Here is a 15547-nt window from a genome sequence, read left to right on the forward strand (position 1 = left end):
CCGGGCGGAAGCGGCCCCGGCCCCGGCCCAGCCGGCCGCAAAGGCGGGCGCGCCTGCAGAAGGCGCTGGCGAAGCCAAGCCCGCCGCCCCGGCGGCCATGCCGCGCGACCAGAAACGGCGCTATTCGCCGGCCGTGCTGAAGCTGGCCCAGGAGCACGGCATCGACCTCAGCCAGGTGCCGGGCACCGGCCGCGAGGGGCGCGTCACGCGCAAGGACGTGCTCCGCTTCATCGAGCAGGGCGGCGCTGCGGCCCAAGCGCCCCAGCCCACGCCGGCAGAAGCACTGGCCGAACCGGCCCGCGTAGCGGCGCAGCCCGCATCTCCGGCCGCGCTGAAGCCGGCCGCCCAAGCGGCACCCCAACCGGCTCCGGCGGCACCGGGCGTCAAGACCGAACCGGGCGACCAGGTCATCCCCGTTACGCCGGTGCGCCGCGCCATCGCCACGCGCATGGTGCAGTCGAAGCACGAGGCCCCGCACGCCTGGACGATGGTGGAGGTGGACGTTACCGGCCTCGTCAAGCTGCGCGAGCAGGTGAAGGCCGAGTTCGAGAAGCGCGAAGGGTTCAAGCTGACGTACTTGCCCTTTGTCATCAAGGCCGTCGTCGAGTCGCTCAAAGAGTATCCCATCCTCAACTCCGTGTGGGCCGGCGACTCGATCATCCTCAAGAAGCGCATCAACATCTCCATCGCCGTGGCCACCGAAGACGCCCTCTACGTGCCGGTGATCAAGGACGCCGACGAGAAGAGCATCTACGGCCTGGCCAAGGCGGTGCATGACCTCGCGCAGCGCACCCGCGCCGGCAAGTTGACGCCCGACGATATGGCCGGCGGCACCTTCACGGTGAACAACACCGGTTCCTTCGGCTCGATTCTGTCGATGCCGATCATCAATTACCCGCAGGCGGCCATTCTGAGCTGCGAGGCGATTGTGAAGCGGCCGGTCGTGCGCGAGGACGGCTCGATCGCCGTGCGCGACATGATGAACCTGTGCCTGTCCCTCGACCACCGCGTTCTCGACGGCCTGGTGGCCGGCAAGTTCCTGCAGGCCGTCAAGAAGCGCCTCGAGGCGATGGGACCGGGCATGTCCCTGTATTGATCGGACCGCCCTGGTCGGTGGGGCGGTCTGGGAGAACGGGTGTCTCGGCGGAGATGCCCGTTCTTTCTTTTCGATGGGCTTGACCGAACCCGCGCCCGGACCGGCGACACACCAAACAACCCGGTTGACGGCGGTTGTGTTTCCATGTTAGGTTTAGAAACAGCGTGAGGTTTAAAATATCGTCAAATTCCGGAGGTATGGCATGGAACTGTTGATCCGGTTCCTCACCGTGGTGGGCATTGGCGCCGTGGAGCTGTGGGCGGCGATTCCCGCAGGACTGGCGTTCCGCCTTCCCCCTGTTCTCACCGGTATCGCGTCGGCCCTCGGGGCCATCGGGGGCGCGATCTTGGTGATCGTTCTCGGAGACCGAGCGCGTACGTGGATCCTGAACATCCGGGGTGGAAAGGGTTCCCGGAAGAAGAACGGGGTCCTGTATCGCATCTGGAACCGGTACGGCGTCATCGGATTAGGCCTGTTGGCTCCGCTGATTACCGGTGCTCCCTTGGGCGCGGCGATCGGAATTACGCTGGGAGCCTCGCCTCGGCAGCTGTTTCTTTGGATTTCACTCGGCATCGTGGTTTGGACGATCATTCTTACGGTTCTGGCCGTCCTCGGGGTAATGGGGATCGAGGCGGTCGAAAACGGAAACACCGGTGGGGGAAGGCCATTCGAGGGGCCGTGAAATGTGGTATGATTTTCTCGGTGCGCGCGCTCCGGCTACCGAGAAGGAGGAATGGCGATGGATCCCGTGTTCAGCATTGCCCTCACCAACGCGCTCATCAACAGCGCCAGCGCCGTCTTGCTGGTGCGGGCCCGCCAGGCCATCAAGCGCCGCGAGGTCAGCGTCCATGCCCGTCTGATGATCATTGTGACGCTGCTGCAGGCGGTGTTTCTGGTTCTCTACCTCATCAAGACGGGGCTGTACGGCACGACGCCCTTTGTCGGCGACCCGACGCTGCGCGCCGTGTACTTGACGGTGCTTGGCTTGCATTCCCTGGCCGCCACGGTCAACGTGCCGCTGGTGATCGTCACGCTGATTCTCGGCCTGAAGCGCAAGGATGTCCTTCACCGCCGGTGGGCGCGGTGGAGCTATCCGATCTGGCTGTTCGTCTCGGTGACGGGGCCGATCACCTTTGTGCTCCTGTATGCCTTTGGCCGCCCGGGATACGGCATCGGATGATCACGCGTCCTGCAGCCGACGCCATTCCGCCAGGGGCTTCAGATCCTCCAACCGGTCGCCGAGCTTCTCCCAGTCGATCCGGGAGGGCTGCGGGGGCCGGTTTTTTGTGTGAAGGGTGCGGGTGGGCGTGACGATGACATCGACGGCGATGTCATGGGGGTCGTGGGGAAGGCGGATGCCCAGCGGGTGGCCCGGGCTGTCCGCCACTTGCAAGTCGTGCACCGCGGTCACAACGGGGGTATGAGGCGTGAGCTTGCCCAACTCGCAGAGGAGAGCGAACTCCAGATCGCCGTACCCCTCCCCTTTTCCGACGCGCACCCCGCGGTGGTCGACGGCCACGCTGCCGACCACAACCAGGTCGATCGGCTCAATGGCGGTCAGCGCCACTTCCCGCCCGTACGCCTTGAAGTGGGCGAGCGCAGTGGCCTCCCGCTCTTTTCCCGGCGGCACGTCCTGAAGGACAACAAAGCCGCCGGCCAGGCGCGGGGTGGGCATGTACAGGGTTTTTCCGTCGCGCAGGACCATGGTGCGGATGGGATGCAGGGGCGCGTCCGGCCCCACCTTTACCACCTGGGCCCGCCGGTACACGTCGAGTGCGCGCAGGCGTTCGGCGGCTTGCGCTGCGCCGACAAAATTGGGGATGCGCCCGTGAACGGGACGGGGAAAGGCAGCCTGGCCGGTACGGGTGAGCGCGTCCCACACCCATTGGCGAATGCGCGCTTTGTCCATGGGCCTCCTCCTTGTGGCCGATTCTTTCCCGTATTGCCCCTCCTTCGCGCTGTCGATCCGAGGGGACGGTTGCCGATCGTACGTGTCCTTATTGTACCGCCACAAACCGCCCATGCGGAACGTACCGCCGGGACGCGGTTTGTGTTATCATAATTTCGTAAAAGATTGTTCATTTCGATAAAAATTGAAGAGACGGAAGGGGCGTGGCATGCGGCATGGCCGTCGAGACGTTTGACGCGCGCTATGCGGCGTGGAAAGCGAAGACGGAGGAGCTTTTGAAGAAGGTTCCGGAGCGGAAAGAGGCGTTCACCACCTCGTCGGGCATCGAGGTGGAACGGCTCTATCTGCCCAAGAATCCCGACGAGGCGTACCTCGAAAAGCTGGGCTTTCCCGGGGAGTACCCGTTTACCCGCGGCATCCAGCCCACGATGTACCGCGGGAAGTTCTGGACGATGCGCCAGTATGCCGGCTACGGCACGGCGGAGGAGACGAACCGCCGCTTTCGCTACCTCCTCGAACAGGGGCAGACCGGACTGTCCGTGGCCTTTGACCTGCCGACGCAGATCGGCTACGACTCCGACCACCCGATGGCCCTGGGCGAAGTGGGGAAGGTGGGCGTGGCCATCGATTCGCTGGAGGACATGGAGGCGCTGTTTGAGGGAATTCCCCTCGACCGCGTCAGCACGTCGATGACGATCAACGCGCCGGCGGCCATTTTGCTGGCCATGTACATCGCCGTGGCCGAAAAACAGGGCGTGCCGGCCGACAAACTGTCCGGGACGATCCAGAACGACATCCTGAAGGAGTACATCGCCCGCGGCACGTACATCTTCCCGCCCAAGCCTTCGATGCGCCTCATCACCGACATCTTCGCCTACTGCAGCGCCCACGTGCCGAAGTGGAACACGATTTCGATCAGCGGCTATCACATCCGCGAGGCCGGCTCCACGGCGGTGCAGGAGGTGGCCTTCACCTTGGCCAACGCCATCGCCTACGTCGAGGCGGCCCTCGCGGCGGGGCTCGAGGTGGACCAATTCGCGCCGCGGCTGGCCTTCTTCTTCAACGCCCACAACCACTTCTTTGAGGAGATCGCCAAGTTCCGCGCCGCCCGCCGGATGTGGGCCAAGATCATGAAGGAGCGCTTTGGGGCGAAGAATCCGCGCTCGATGATGCTGCGCTTCCACACCCAGACCGGCGGCTCGACGCTTACCGCCCAGCAGCCGGACAACAACATCGTGCGCGTCGCGTTGCAGGCGCTGGCGGCGGTGCTGGGCGGCACGCAAAGCCTGCACACCAACGCCCGCGACGAGGCCCTGGCCCTGCCGACCGAGGAGTCGGCGCGCATCGCCCTGCGCACGCAGCAGATCATCGCTTACGAGACGGGCGTCGCCGACACGGTCGACCCCCTGGGCGGCTCCTACTATGTGGAGGCCCTTACCGATCGCATCGAGGAAGAGGCGTGGGCCTACATCCGCAAGATCGACGAGCTCGGCGGCGCGGTGGCGGCCATCGAGCAGGGTTACCAACAGCGGGAGATCCGCAAGGCGGCCTACGAGACGCAGCGGAAGATCGAATCGGGCGAGCTGGTGGTCGTCGGCGTCAACAAGTTCCGCCTCGAAAACGAGAAGCAGCCGGAGCTCTTGCGCGTCGATCCGGCCATCGCCGAAAAGCAAAAAGCGAAGCTGGAGCGCCTGCGCCAAAAGCGCGACAACGCCCTCGTTGCCAAGCGGCTTGAGGCGTTGCGAAAAGCGGCGCGGGGGACGGAGAACCTCATGCCGTACATTCTTGACGCCGTCCGCGCCTACTGCACGGTGGGCGAAATCTGCGGCGTGCTGCGCGAGGAATTCGGCGAATACCAGGGGGTGTGAGCGATGAGCCAGGAGACGATCCGCGTACTGATTGGGAAACCGGGGCTTGACGGCCACGACCGCGGGGCGCTCGTCATCGCCCAGGCGCTGCGCGACGCGGGGATGGAAGTGGTGTACACCGGGCTGCGCCAGACGCCGGCGCAAATCGTGAGCGCCGCGATCCAGGAAGACGTCGACGTGATCGGCTTGTCGTGCCTCTCCGGGGCGCACAACGAGCTGTTCCCCGAGGTGGTGCGCCTCTTGAAGGAACAAGGGGCCGACGACATCCCGGTGATCGGTGGCGGCACGATTCCGGAGGAGGACATACCGTTTCTCGAGTCGCAGGGCATCCGCCGCGTCTTCACCCCCGGCACGCCCACGAGCGAGATCGTGGCCTACATCCGCGAACTGGTGGCGGAAAAGCGGGGCGAAAAGCCGGCTGCATCGGGCATGCCGTCGCCGAAGAAGATCGCCCACGTGGCCATCGCCGTGCGGAACCTTGACGAGGCCGTGCGCACCTATACCCAGCTGCTCGGCTTTGAGCTGCTCGGCACGGAGACGGTGGAAAGCGAGCAGGTGCGCGTCGCCTTTCTGAAGATCGGCGAAAGCCGCCTCGAGCTTCTGGAGCCGACCGACCCGACGTCGCCGGTGGCCAGGTTCCTGGAGACGCGCGGCGAAGGCCTCCACCACATTGCCTTCGAGGTGGACGACATCGAGGGGCGCCTTGCCGCCCTGAAGCGAGCGAACGCTCAGTTGATTCACGACACGCCCAAAGAAGGCGCCGGCGGGCACCGCATTGCCTTCCTCCATCCGCGGGCGGCCCACGGTGTGCTGATCGAGCTGTGTGAGGCCCATGGAGAAGCGGACGCGGACAAACGGCAAGACTGAGGGCCGAAACCGGGAACAACTGCAGCCGGAGGTGGAGGCGGTGAACCCGACGACGATGGTGGATCCCCAACGCGCCATGTACGAAAAGATCGACGACCTGTACGAGCGGAAGCGCAAGATCGAGCTCGGCGGCGGCGAGGAGAAGATTGCCGCCCAGCACGCCCGCGGCAAGCTGACGGCCCGCGAGCGGATCGACCTCTTGCTCGACCCGGACACCTTTGTCGAGCTCAACCCCTTCGTCACCCACCGGGCCACCCAGTTCGGCATGGACAAGGTGGAGGCGCCCGGTGAAGGGGTGGTGACCGGCTACGGCAAGATCCACGGCCGGCCGGTCTATGTCTTCGCCCAGGACTTCACCGTGTTCGGCGGGGCCCTTGGCGAGATGCACGCCCTGAAGATCGCTCGCATCATGGACCTGGCGGCCAAGAACGGCGCTCCGGTGATCGGACTGAACGACTCGGGCGGGGCGCGCATCCAGGAGGGGGTCATCTCCCTCGACGGGTACGGCCACGTCTTTTACCGCAACGCCGTGTACTCGGGTGTCATCCCGCAGATTTCCGTGATCATGGGCCCCTGCGCCGGGGGTGCCGTGTATTCGCCGGCCCTCACCGATTTCGTGTTCATGGTGGAGAACACCAGCCAGATGTTCATCACCGGGCCGAAGGTGATCAAGACGGTCACCGGGGAAACCATCTCCGCCGAGGAGTTGGGCGGGGCCCGCGTCCACGCCACCAAGAGCGGCAACGTCCATTTCACGGCGCCCAGCGAGCCGGACGTCCTGGAGATGGTGCGCCGGCTCCTGTCGTACCTGCCGCAAAACTGCCGCGAAAAGCCGCCGGCCGTGCCCTACACGGTGACCAAACGCGACGCGTGGATCGAGGAGCTGGCCGAGGCGGTCCCCGTGGAGGGGACGAAGGCCTACGACGTGCACAAGGTGATCGACCTCGTCGTCGACGAGGGCAGCTTCTTCGAGGTGCACGCCCAGTTTGCCCGCAACGTTGTCGTCGGCCTGGCCCGCATCGCCGGCGAGGTGGTGGGGATCGTGGCCAACCAGCCCAAGGTGATGGCCGGCGGGCTGGACATCGACGCCTCCGACAAGCTCTCGCGTTTCGTCCGCTTCTGCGACGCCTTCAACATTCCCCTCGTCACCTTCGTCGACGTCACGGGCTTCTTCCCCGGCGTCAACCAGGAGCACGGCGGGATCATCCGCCACGGGGCGAAGATCCTGTACGCCTACTCCGAGGCGACGGTGCCGAAGATCACCGTCATCCTCCGCAAGGCCTACGGCGGCGCCTACGTGGCGATGAACTCGAAGGCCATCGGCGCCGACGTGGTGTACGCCTGGCCCTGCGCGGAAATCGCCGTCATGGGGCCCGAGGGGGCGGCCAACATCATTTTCGCCAAAGAGATCGCCGAGTCGGCCAATCCGGAGGCGACGCGCGCCCAGAAGATCGCCGAGTACCGCCGCCTGTTCGCCAACCCGTACGTGGCCGCCTCTCACGGCATGGTCGACGACGTGATCGACCCGCGCGAAACGCGCCTCAAGCTGATCCAGGCCCTGGAGATGCTCCGCGACAAGCAGGAAAGCCGTCCGGCCAAGAAGCACAGCAACCTGCCGCTGTAGGGAAAAATGCCGAAATTCCGCGACAAATCCCGACATGGGAGAGGGGGATGGGTTGATGATCGCGTTGGAAACGGTGATTACGTGGCTGAGCGACCTCGTGTGGGGGCCGCCGATGCTCGTGCTGCTGGTGGGGACGGGCATCTTCCTCACCATACGCCTTCGCCTGCTCCAGTTCTGGCAGCTTCCCTATGCCCTGAAGTTGGCCTTTTCGCGCAAGCAAGACCGGACGTCGCAGGGAGACGTGACGCATTTCCAGGCGTTGACCACGGCCTTGGCCGCGACGATCGGGACAGGGAACATCGCGGGCGTGGCCACCGCCGTGGCTGCGGGCGGCCCCGGGGCTGTGTTCTGGATGTGGGTCACGGCCATCGTCGGGATGGCCACGAAGTACGCCGAGGCCGTGCTGGCCATCAAGTACCGGGTGCAGAACGACCGCGGGGAGATGTCCGGCGGTCCGATGTACTACATTGAGCGCGGGCTCGGGTGGAAGTGGCTGGCCGTCCTCTTCGCCATCTTCGGCGCCGTGGCCTGCTTCGGCATTGGCACGTCGGTGCAGTCCAACTCGGTGGCCGACGCCCTGCAGAGCGCGCTGTCCGTGCCGACGTGGGTGACCGGCGTGGTCCTGGCTGTCTTTACAGCGCTGGTGATCATCGGCGGGATCAAGGTGATCGGTCGCGTGACGGCCTTCTTCGTGCCCATCATGGCGCTCCTGTACCTCATCGGCGGGCTGGTCGTCATCCTGCTCCACGTGGACAAGCTGCCGGCGGCGTTGGCGCTGATCTTTGCGGACGCCTTCACCGGCGAGGCCGTGGCCGGCGGCGCGCTGGGGACGGTGATCCGCTACGGCGTGGCCCGCGGCGTCTTCTCCAACGAAGCCGGGCTGGGTTCCGCGCCGATCGCGGCTGCGGCGGCGAAGACGGACCACCCCTGCCGCCAGGGGCTGGTGTCGATGACCGGCACATTCCTCGACACCATCGTCGTCTGCAGCGTCACCGGACTCGTCCTGGTCATGAGCGGCTTGTACGCCGACGGCGACCTGTCCGGCGCCAGCCTCACGTCGGCCTCGTTCAACGCCCTCTTGCCCGGCTTTGGGTCGTGGGTGGTCACCATCGGCCTCATCCTCTTTGCCTACTCGACGGTGCTGGGCTGGTCATACTACGGCGAGAAGTGCTTTGAGTACCTCTTCGGCACCCGGCGGATCCTGTGGTACCGCTGGGCGGTGGTGGCGGCCGTCTTCGTGGGCACGATCGTGAAGCTCGACCTTGTGTGGAGCATCGCCGACGTGTTCAACGGGCTGATGGCCGTGCCGAACCTGATCGCCCTGCTGGCGCTCTCCGGTGTCGTGGTGGCCGAAACGCGCGCCTTCCAGGAGCGGCTGCGGAAGGAGCGGCAAACGTCGCCGCCCGGCGCCGGCGTGACGGGATAACGGCGGCCAAGGAGCGGCCTTCGCTTCGCGCTGTGGCGTACAGACGGCGCCCCCATCCTTCGGGGGCGCCGTCTTTGTGCGCCCGGTCGGCCGGATCGCCGGGCCGCCGGAGACGTGGCGTTGCCCGCGCCGGGGATTTTCTTTTACCGGGAAGTGCGGTATCGTAACGGTGAATGCGTGGGCAACATGTGCTGACGTATGGAGGAGGAGACGGGAATGATCAACGAAACGCGCCTGGTCAACGAGTTTCTGGAGCTGGTGCAAATCGACAGCGAGACGGGGGAGGAGGGCGAGATTGCCCGTGTGCTCAAAGAAAAGTTTCGTTCCCTCGGCCTGACCGTGGAGGAAGACGACGCCGCGGCCAAGACCGGACACGGGGCGAACAACCTCGTGGCCACGCTGGAAGGAACGGTCGACGCACCCGTCATCTACTTCACGTGCCACATGGACACGGTGAAACCGGGGAAGGGCGTCAAGCCGGTGGTGAAGGACGGGTACGTCTACTCGGACGGCACCACCATTCTCGGCGCCGACGACAAGGCCGGCCTGGCCGCGATGTTGGAAGCGATCCGCGTGCTCAAGGAGCAGAACATCGCCCACGGCACGGTGCAGTTCGTCATCACGGTAGGGGAGGAGTCGGGGCTGAAGGGGGCGAAGGCGTTCAATCCCGCCCTGCTGAAGGCCGAATACGGCTTTGCCCTCGACTCCAATGGCCCGGTGGGCGAGATCGTCACCGCGGCGCCGGCCCACGCGCGCATCGACGTGGTGGTGATCGGGAAGGCGGCCCATGCCGGCGTCAACCCGGAAGACGGGATCTCCGCCATCCAGGTGGCGAGCAAGGCCATTGCCCGCATGCCCCTCGGGCGCATTGACCACGAGACGACGGCCAACATCGGGCGGTTCGCCGGCGGCCAGGCGATGAACATCGTGCCCGACCGGGTGGAGATTTTGGCCGAGGCGCGCAGCCTCGACGAGGAGAAGCTCGAGCGGCAGATCGCGGCGATGCGCCGCGCCTTCGAGGAGACGGCGGCCGAACACGGGGCGACGGTGGAGTTCCGCGTCGAGCGGATGTACCCCGGCTACAAGTACGCCGACGACCATCCGGTGGTGCAGACGGCCATGCGCGCCATCCTCGCCATCGGCCGCACGCCGAAGACGCTGGCCAGCGGCGGGGGCAGCGACGCCAACGTCCTTGCCGGCTACGGGGTGCCCACCGTCAACCTGGCCGTCGGGTACGAAGAGATCCACTCCACGAACGAACGCATGCCCATCGCCGAACTGGTGAAGACAGCCGAACTCGTGGTGGCCATCGTGCGTGAGGTGGCGCATCAAGGCGCTGAGAAGCGGTGAAGAGCCGGCCTTTCGCGCTGCTTTTGGCCTCGCAAGCGGCGTCGGGCCTAGCCGACGCGCTGGCCATCGTGGCCGTGGTCACCTGGGTGTACCGCCTCACCGGTTCGGCCCTGGCCTCGGGTTTTTACCCCGTCCTGCGCGTCTTGGCCATGGCGGTGGCCGGGTGGGCCTTTGGGCGGGTGCTTGAGCGAGCGAACCTGATGGCGGTCCTCGTCGCCGCGCAGGGCACGCAGGCGGCGCTGTTTGCCGCTCTGGCCGCCGGCGTTGTGACCCTTCCGTCGCACCCGGCGACGCTGGGATTCGTGTTGGCCATGGTGTTTGCCGCGGCCTTTGCCGACGGCTGGACCACGCCGGCGCGCGGCGCGCTGGTGCCGCGCCTGGTGCCGCAGGCCCAATGGGTGCACGCCAACAGCGTCTTGGCCACCGCCGACCAGGTGGTTCTCCTGATCGGCTGGCTGATCGGCGGGCTGCTCGTGGCCCGGTGGGGCGAGACGATGGCGTTGGGGCTGACGGTGGCCCTCTACGGGGCGGCAACCGCCGCCCTGGCGGTTCTGGCGCGCGCTTCCCTTCCGCGAGAAACCGGTCCCGATCCCGCTTCCCCACCGCCTGCGCCTGGGAGGGCGAGTCGATCGGGGTGGGCGGCGCTGTGGCGCCTTCGCCCGCTACGGCCGGTGGTGACGATGGACGCGGTCGAAAACCTCGCCTACGGCGTCTGGACGGGCGCCCTGATGCTCGCCTACGTGCAAGAGGCCCTGGGGCGTTCGTCGGTGTGGTGGGGGTATCTGAATGCCGGTTACTACGGGGGAACCCTCCTGGGCGGCCTCTTGGTGTGGCGGGCGGCGCGCGCCGTGGAGCGCCGCCTCGTGGCCAGCCTGGTAGCTGGGGCGCTTTGCGGCAGCGTCATGACGCTGGCGTTTGCCCTGACGTCCTCGCCCGCTGTGGCCCTCGTCCTTTGCCTGCTCATGGGACCGGCCTTTCAGGTGCGCGACGTCGCCCAGCGCACGCTGATGCAGCACAGCGTCGATCCGCTCCAGCTTCCGGTCGTGCTGGCCGCCCACGGCATCCTGGTGAACGCCGCCTTTGCCCTGTCGGTGCTCGTGATGGGGTGGGTGGCCGACGCCTTCGGGATTCGCGCGGCGTACGGGATGGCAGCGGCGGTGAGCGCGCTGGCGGTCGTGTTGGCGCTGCTGTTGGGCTTGGCGAGATGGGGGCGTTTCGGGGACGGGAATTCCGGAAAGCCGGGCGCCCTCTTGACGTAAACATGCCGATGAGGTGCGGTCCCCGCGGCGGGCGGGGAAGGGGAGGGAGCTGCGTGACGAAGGGCATGGCCGAGCGGTCCGGCGCCATCCGGTGGGCCTGGGGCACGGTGCGCCATGTGCGCGGCGAGCGGCCGGGGGTGCAGGAGCTTTCCGTGCGCGTCGACGGCGAGGCGAACGAGGCGGCGGCGGTGGCCTATCCGGCGCTCGTCGGCCGGTGCGCCCCGGGCGACCGCGTGCTGCTCAACGTCACGGCGGTGCGGCTGGGGCTGGGGAGCGGCGGCGTCCACTTTGTCGCCGCCGTGGTCGGGAAGACGGGGGTGCCGGCAGGGGAGGACGCGCCGGGGCTGCCGGAAGCGATGGGGGAGACGGGCCGCGCGTCCGCGCAGTCCCTGGGGCCTCCATCGGTCGGCCACATCGTCAAGCTGCGCTACACGCCGTGGCAGATGGCCCTTCCCCACTGGGAGGAAGCGGGCCATCCTCTGCGGCCGCGGCTTGACGAAGCCGAGCGCAAGGCGCGCCCCCTGGCCGGCGTGCCGGTGCTCCTCGCCGAGCTGCACAGCATGGTGCCGGTCCTCGCCCTGGCGCTGCGGCGGGCGGCGCCGGGCTTGCGCGTGGCCTACGTGATGAGCGAGGGCGGCGCCCTGCCGCTGGCCTTCAGCCGCCACGTGGCCGCCCTCCGCGCGCGGGGCGATCTGGCCGGCACGGTGACGGTGGGCCACGCCTTTGGCGGCGACGTCGAGGCGGTCAGCCCCCATTCCGGCCTCCTGGCGGCGCGGTACGCCCTGGGCGCCGACGTGGCCATCGTGGCCATGGGGCCGGGCATCGTCGGGACAAACAGCCGCTACGGCACGACGGCGACGGAGTTGGGGGATTGGGTGAACCGCGTCGCCGCTCTCGGTGGCGTCCCGGTGCTTGTCCCGCGCATCCAGGGCGCCGATCCGCGCCCGCGCCACGTGGGGCTCAGCCACCACGCGGCCACGGCGCTGGCCTTGGCCCTGGCCCCGGCGCAGGTGCCGGTGCCCGCCTTCGCCGGCCCCTTCGGCGAGCGGGTGCGCGAGCAGGTGTGCGCGGCGACGGCCGGCACGCCCCATGTCGTCGTCACCGACGGCTTGCCCTCGGCCGACGACGTGGCGACCGTGCTTGAAGGGTACCCGCTCCCCGTCACCACCATGGGACGGGGACCCCGCGATGACCTGCCCTTCTTTCAAACCCTGGTGCACGCCGCCCAGGCGGTGGTCCGCCGGTGGTTTCCGGAGGCAAGGTGAGGGCGAATCGGCCACGAAAACGCCTCCCGCCAACAGGCGCGGGAGGCGTTTGCGTTCTCGCCCGTCTGCTTCCGGCCGCCGCGCGCCTCGGGGCTACGGCCGCGTCCAGGTGGTCATGCGGCGCAGGAATTCGCGGACGGTCAGGTCGGATGCGGCCAGGCTGCGCAGGGCGGCGCGGATCTCCCAAGCCCGGCCGACGAGGCGCAGGTGGCGCGGGGAAAGATACGTTTTCACGGCCACACCTCCCACGGGCCTTTTGGTATACTGGTATGGACCATTTGGACAAACGAGAACCGTGAGGAGGGGTGGCCGTGTCGTCCTTTGCCGAACCCACCGTTTCGTCGCAGCTCGTGTACCGCGGACGCATCATCCGCGTGCGCCTCGACGAGGTGCGCCTCCCGGACGGATCAACCGGCCAACGGGAGGTGGTGGAGCATCCCGGCGCGGTGGCCGTGTTCGCCCGCACCGCCGATGACCGCATCCTCCTCGTGCGGCAGTTCCGCAAGCCCCTGGAACGGGAGATCTGGGAAATTCCCGCCGGCAAGCTGGAGCCGGGGGAAGACCCGGCCGCCTGCGCGCAGCGGGAGCTCGCCGAAGAGACGGGGTACGTCGCCGAACGGTGGACGCATGTGGCCTCGTTTTACACCTCGCCGGGGTTTGCCGACGAGATCGTCCACCTCTACCGCGCCGAAGGCCTGACCCGCGGTGCGGCGCGGCCCGACGACGGGGAATTCGTCGAGCCGGCGCTCCTCACGTGGGAGGAGGCCCAGGAGAAGGTGCGGGCAGGCCTCATCTGCGACGCGAAGACGCTGTACGCCCTCGCCCTGTGGGAGCTGGACCGCCTGCGGGAGGGCCGGAGCTGATGCGCGCGTGGTTCGTCGACCTCCACGTGCACATCGGCTTCACGGCGCAGGGCAGACCGGTGAAGATCAGCGCCGCCCGCGACCTCACCTTCGCCCGCATCGTCCATGAGGCATCCTGCCGAAAGGGCCTTGACGCCGTGGGCATCATCGACGCCCACGTCCCCGAGGTGCAGGAGGAGATCCGCGCGCTTCTCGCCGCCGGCGACATGGCCGAGCTTTCCGGCGGCGGCCTGCAGTACGGCCGCACGACGGTCTTCCTCGGCGCGGAGCTGGAAGTGAAGCCGCGCGGGCGGGGCGCGTTTCACGTGCTGGCCTACCTGCCCACCCTGGCGGCCATGGCCGACTTTACGGCGTGGCTGCGCCATCACGTGAAAAACGTCGGCTTGAGCTCGCAGCGCGTCGCCGTCGAGGCGCCCATGCTGCAGGAGGAGGTGGCGGCGAGGGGCGGCGTGCTGATTCCGGCCCACGTGTTTACGCCGCACAAGGGCCTCTACGGCAATGCCGCTGCGCGCATGGACGAGGTGCTGGAGGCCGCGCGCGTGCCGGCGGTGGAGCTCGGCCTGTCCGCCGATGCGGCCATGGCCGATGCCCTGTCGGAACTGGCCGACAAGACCTTTCTGTCCAACTCCGACGCCCACTCGCTGGCCAACATCGGCCGCGAGTACCAGGCCGTGCGCATGGCCGCGCCGACCTTCGACGAGCTCCTCAAGGCGCTGCGCCGCGAAGAGGGGCGGGGCGTGGCGGTCAACTACGGCCTCAACCCGCGCCTGGGCAAGTACCACCGCACGGCGTGCGCCGCCTGCGGGACGCCGGTAGCGGCCGCCTCGCCGCCGGATGCCTGCCCGGCCTGCGGCCACGATCGTTTCGTGCGCGGTGTGGCCGACCGCATCGCCGCCATCGCCGACCAGCCGGAAGGCACCCATCCGCCGCACCGCCCGCCGTACGTGTACCAGGTTCCCCTGGCCTTCATTCCCGGCCTGGGCCCCAAGAAGCGGGAGCGGCTCCTCGAGGCCTTTGGCACGGAGATGGCCGTGTTGCACGAGGCGCCGGCCGAGGAACTGACCGCCGTGGTGGGCCGACCGCTCGCCGATCTCATCCTCCGGGCCCGCGAAGGTCGACTGGCCCTGTGCGAAGGGGGCGGGGGACGGTACGGTCGGGTTGCGCCCCCGCTGCCGGCCGAACAAACCCCGTAACGGAGCGGACGCCTGCCGGTTGGCTTGGCCCCGCGGACATAATCGGTTCGTCCCGCGCATAGGATGGGCAGTGAGAGACGGGAGGGATGAACCGTGCGTTTCCGCGTGGGACAACCACTGGGGTACCAACCGCAGCAGGTGCTGTCCTTGTATGTCTTTGCGCTGGCCCTCTTTGCAACGGGCATCGCCTTCGGTGCCTTGGCCATCGGCTTTCTCTCCCCAACGCAAAAGCACGAACTGTCGGGTTCCCTGGGCCTATTCTTTTCCGAACTGCGTCACGGCGGCGTGGCCGAGCCGGAGCTCGCCTTTCGGTACGCCTTGGGCTACCATTTCAAGGTGCTGGGCCTGCTCTGGTTGCTCGGCCTTTCGGTGGTGGGCCTGCCGTTTATCGTCGTGGTGGTGTTTCTGAAGGGGATGGTCCTGGGGTTCACCGTCGGCCTCCTCGTGTCCCAGTCCGGCTGGGAGGGGTTTCTCTTTGCCCTGACGGCGGTCGTTCCTCCCAATTTGCTCGTGGTTCCGGCGGTTCTGGTCATGAGCGTGGCCGGCATGGCCTTCTCTCTCAGCCTTATTCGCCATCACTTCTTGACCCGGCGCCAGTCGCTGTGGCCGGCGTTTCTCCGCTATGCCGCCCTTGTTCCGGTCTCCACGCTGGCCCTCGCGGTGGCCTCCTGGTTTCAAGCCTACCTGTCACCGGCCATGATGCGCCTGGTCGCGCAAATGGTTAGCGGATGAGAATTAGACTAATTTTAAAATAGGATTTTCTTTATCGTGTCAACTCACATAAAAACCTAACCGAAGTGAAGCCGGTCACTCACGAGAAAATCTAA

General features: G+C 67.4%; 15 protein-coding genes. 13 read left to right on the forward strand and 2 right to left on the reverse strand.

Annotation, left to right across the window (positions count from 1 at the left end; all coding sequences use genetic code 11):
* The 3 genes from IEX61_RS10660 to IEX61_RS10670 form a co-directional block, all read left to right on the forward strand.
* Positions 1-1096, forward strand: a 1096-nt coding sequence (locus tag IEX61_RS10660; protein WP_188818004.1) for a dihydrolipoamide acetyltransferase family protein, incomplete at its 5' end; no start/stop codon positions are given.
* A 202-nt stretch (positions 1097-1298) separates the two neighbouring features.
* On the forward strand, positions 1299-1778 hold the full coding sequence (locus IEX61_RS10665) for a small multi-drug export protein (protein ID WP_054670501.1): 480 nt from the start codon (positions 1299-1301) through the stop codon (positions 1776-1778).
* A gap of 57 nt (positions 1779-1835) precedes the next feature.
* Positions 1836-2276: a DUF420 domain-containing protein gene (locus IEX61_RS10670; RefSeq protein WP_054670504.1), complete on the forward strand. Its 441-nt coding sequence runs from the start codon at positions 1836-1838 to the stop codon at positions 2274-2276.
* Here IEX61_RS10670 and IEX61_RS10675 read toward each other — a convergent pair whose 3' ends face one another.
* A complete protein-coding gene (locus IEX61_RS10675; RefSeq protein ID WP_054670505.1) occupies positions 2277-3005 on the reverse strand; it encodes a 5-formyltetrahydrofolate cyclo-ligase in 729 nt (242 codons plus the stop codon).
* Positions 3006-3220: 215 nt separating this feature from the next.
* Between IEX61_RS10675 and IEX61_RS10680 the strand changes: the two genes are divergently transcribed.
* From IEX61_RS10680 to IEX61_RS10710, 7 genes are all read left to right on the forward strand, one after another.
* The gene (locus IEX61_RS10680) at positions 3221-4873 is read left to right on the forward strand and encodes an acyl-CoA mutase large subunit family protein (RefSeq protein ID WP_054670508.1); all 1653 of its coding nucleotides are present in this window, start codon (positions 3221-3223) and stop codon (positions 4871-4873) included.
* Positions 4874-4876: 3 nt separating this feature from the next.
* Positions 4877-5740, forward strand: coding sequence for a methylmalonyl-CoA epimerase (mce, locus tag IEX61_RS10685; RefSeq protein ID WP_054670511.1), 864 nt, complete (start codon positions 4877-4879; stop codon positions 5738-5740).
* A gap of 76 nt (positions 5741-5816) precedes the next feature.
* Positions 5817-7364, forward strand: coding sequence for an acyl-CoA carboxylase subunit beta (locus tag IEX61_RS10690; RefSeq protein WP_188818014.1), 1548 nt, complete (start codon positions 5817-5819; stop codon positions 7362-7364).
* A 55-nt stretch (positions 7365-7419) separates the two neighbouring features.
* Positions 7420-8790: an alanine/glycine:cation symporter family protein gene (locus tag IEX61_RS10695; RefSeq protein WP_188818006.1), complete on the forward strand. Its 1371-nt coding sequence runs from the start codon at positions 7420-7422 to the stop codon at positions 8788-8790.
* Between the two features lie 216 nt (positions 8791-9006).
* Positions 9007-10140, forward strand: coding sequence for a M20/M25/M40 family metallo-hydrolase (locus IEX61_RS10700; RefSeq protein ID WP_054673271.1), 1134 nt, complete (start codon positions 9007-9009; stop codon positions 10138-10140).
* A complete protein-coding gene (locus IEX61_RS10705) occupies positions 10137-11399 on the forward strand; it encodes an MFS transporter (RefSeq protein WP_188818009.1) in 1263 nt (420 codons plus the stop codon). The genes IEX61_RS10700 and IEX61_RS10705 overlap by 4 nt, the downstream gene beginning before the upstream one ends.
* A 53-nt stretch (positions 11400-11452) precedes the next feature.
* Positions 11453-12664 (forward strand): DUF3866 family protein, encoded by a 1212-nt coding sequence (locus tag IEX61_RS10710; RefSeq protein ID WP_229725844.1) that lies wholly within the window; start codon positions 11453-11455, stop codon positions 12662-12664.
* A 93-nt stretch (positions 12665-12757) separates the two neighbouring features.
* On the opposite strand, the gene mciZ is transcribed toward IEX61_RS10710, so the two are convergent.
* Positions 12758-12898: a Z-ring formation inhibitor MciZ gene (mciZ, locus tag IEX61_RS10715; protein WP_157057917.1), complete on the reverse strand. Its 141-nt coding sequence runs from the start codon at positions 12896-12898 to the stop codon at positions 12758-12760.
* 77 nt (positions 12899-12975) lie between these two features.
* On the opposite strand from mciZ, the gene IEX61_RS10720 reads away from it, so the two are divergent.
* The 3 genes from IEX61_RS10720 to spoIIM all read left to right on the forward strand — a co-directional run bounded on the left by IEX61_RS10720 (position 12976) and on the right by spoIIM (position 15452).
* Positions 12976-13527, forward strand: coding sequence for an NUDIX domain-containing protein (locus IEX61_RS10720; protein ID WP_188818011.1), 552 nt, complete (start codon positions 12976-12978; stop codon positions 13525-13527).
* Complete coding sequence (locus tag IEX61_RS10725) at positions 13527-14720, forward strand: endonuclease Q family protein (RefSeq protein ID WP_188818012.1); 1194 nt, start codon at positions 13527-13529, stop codon at positions 14718-14720. The genes IEX61_RS10720 and IEX61_RS10725 overlap by 1 nt, the downstream gene beginning before the upstream one ends.
* A gap of 93 nt (positions 14721-14813) precedes the next feature.
* Positions 14814-15452 carry a stage II sporulation protein M gene (gene spoIIM, locus IEX61_RS10730; protein WP_054673465.1) on the forward strand — a complete coding sequence of 213 codons (639 nt, stop codon included), beginning with the start codon at positions 14814-14816 and terminating at the stop codon, positions 15450-15452.
* The last annotated feature ends 95 nt before the right edge of the window (positions 15453-15547 follow it).

The organism is Calditerricola satsumensis, assembly GCF_014646935.1.
Taxonomy (GTDB): Bacteria; Bacillota; Bacilli; order Calditerricolales; family Calditerricolaceae; genus Calditerricola; species Calditerricola satsumensis.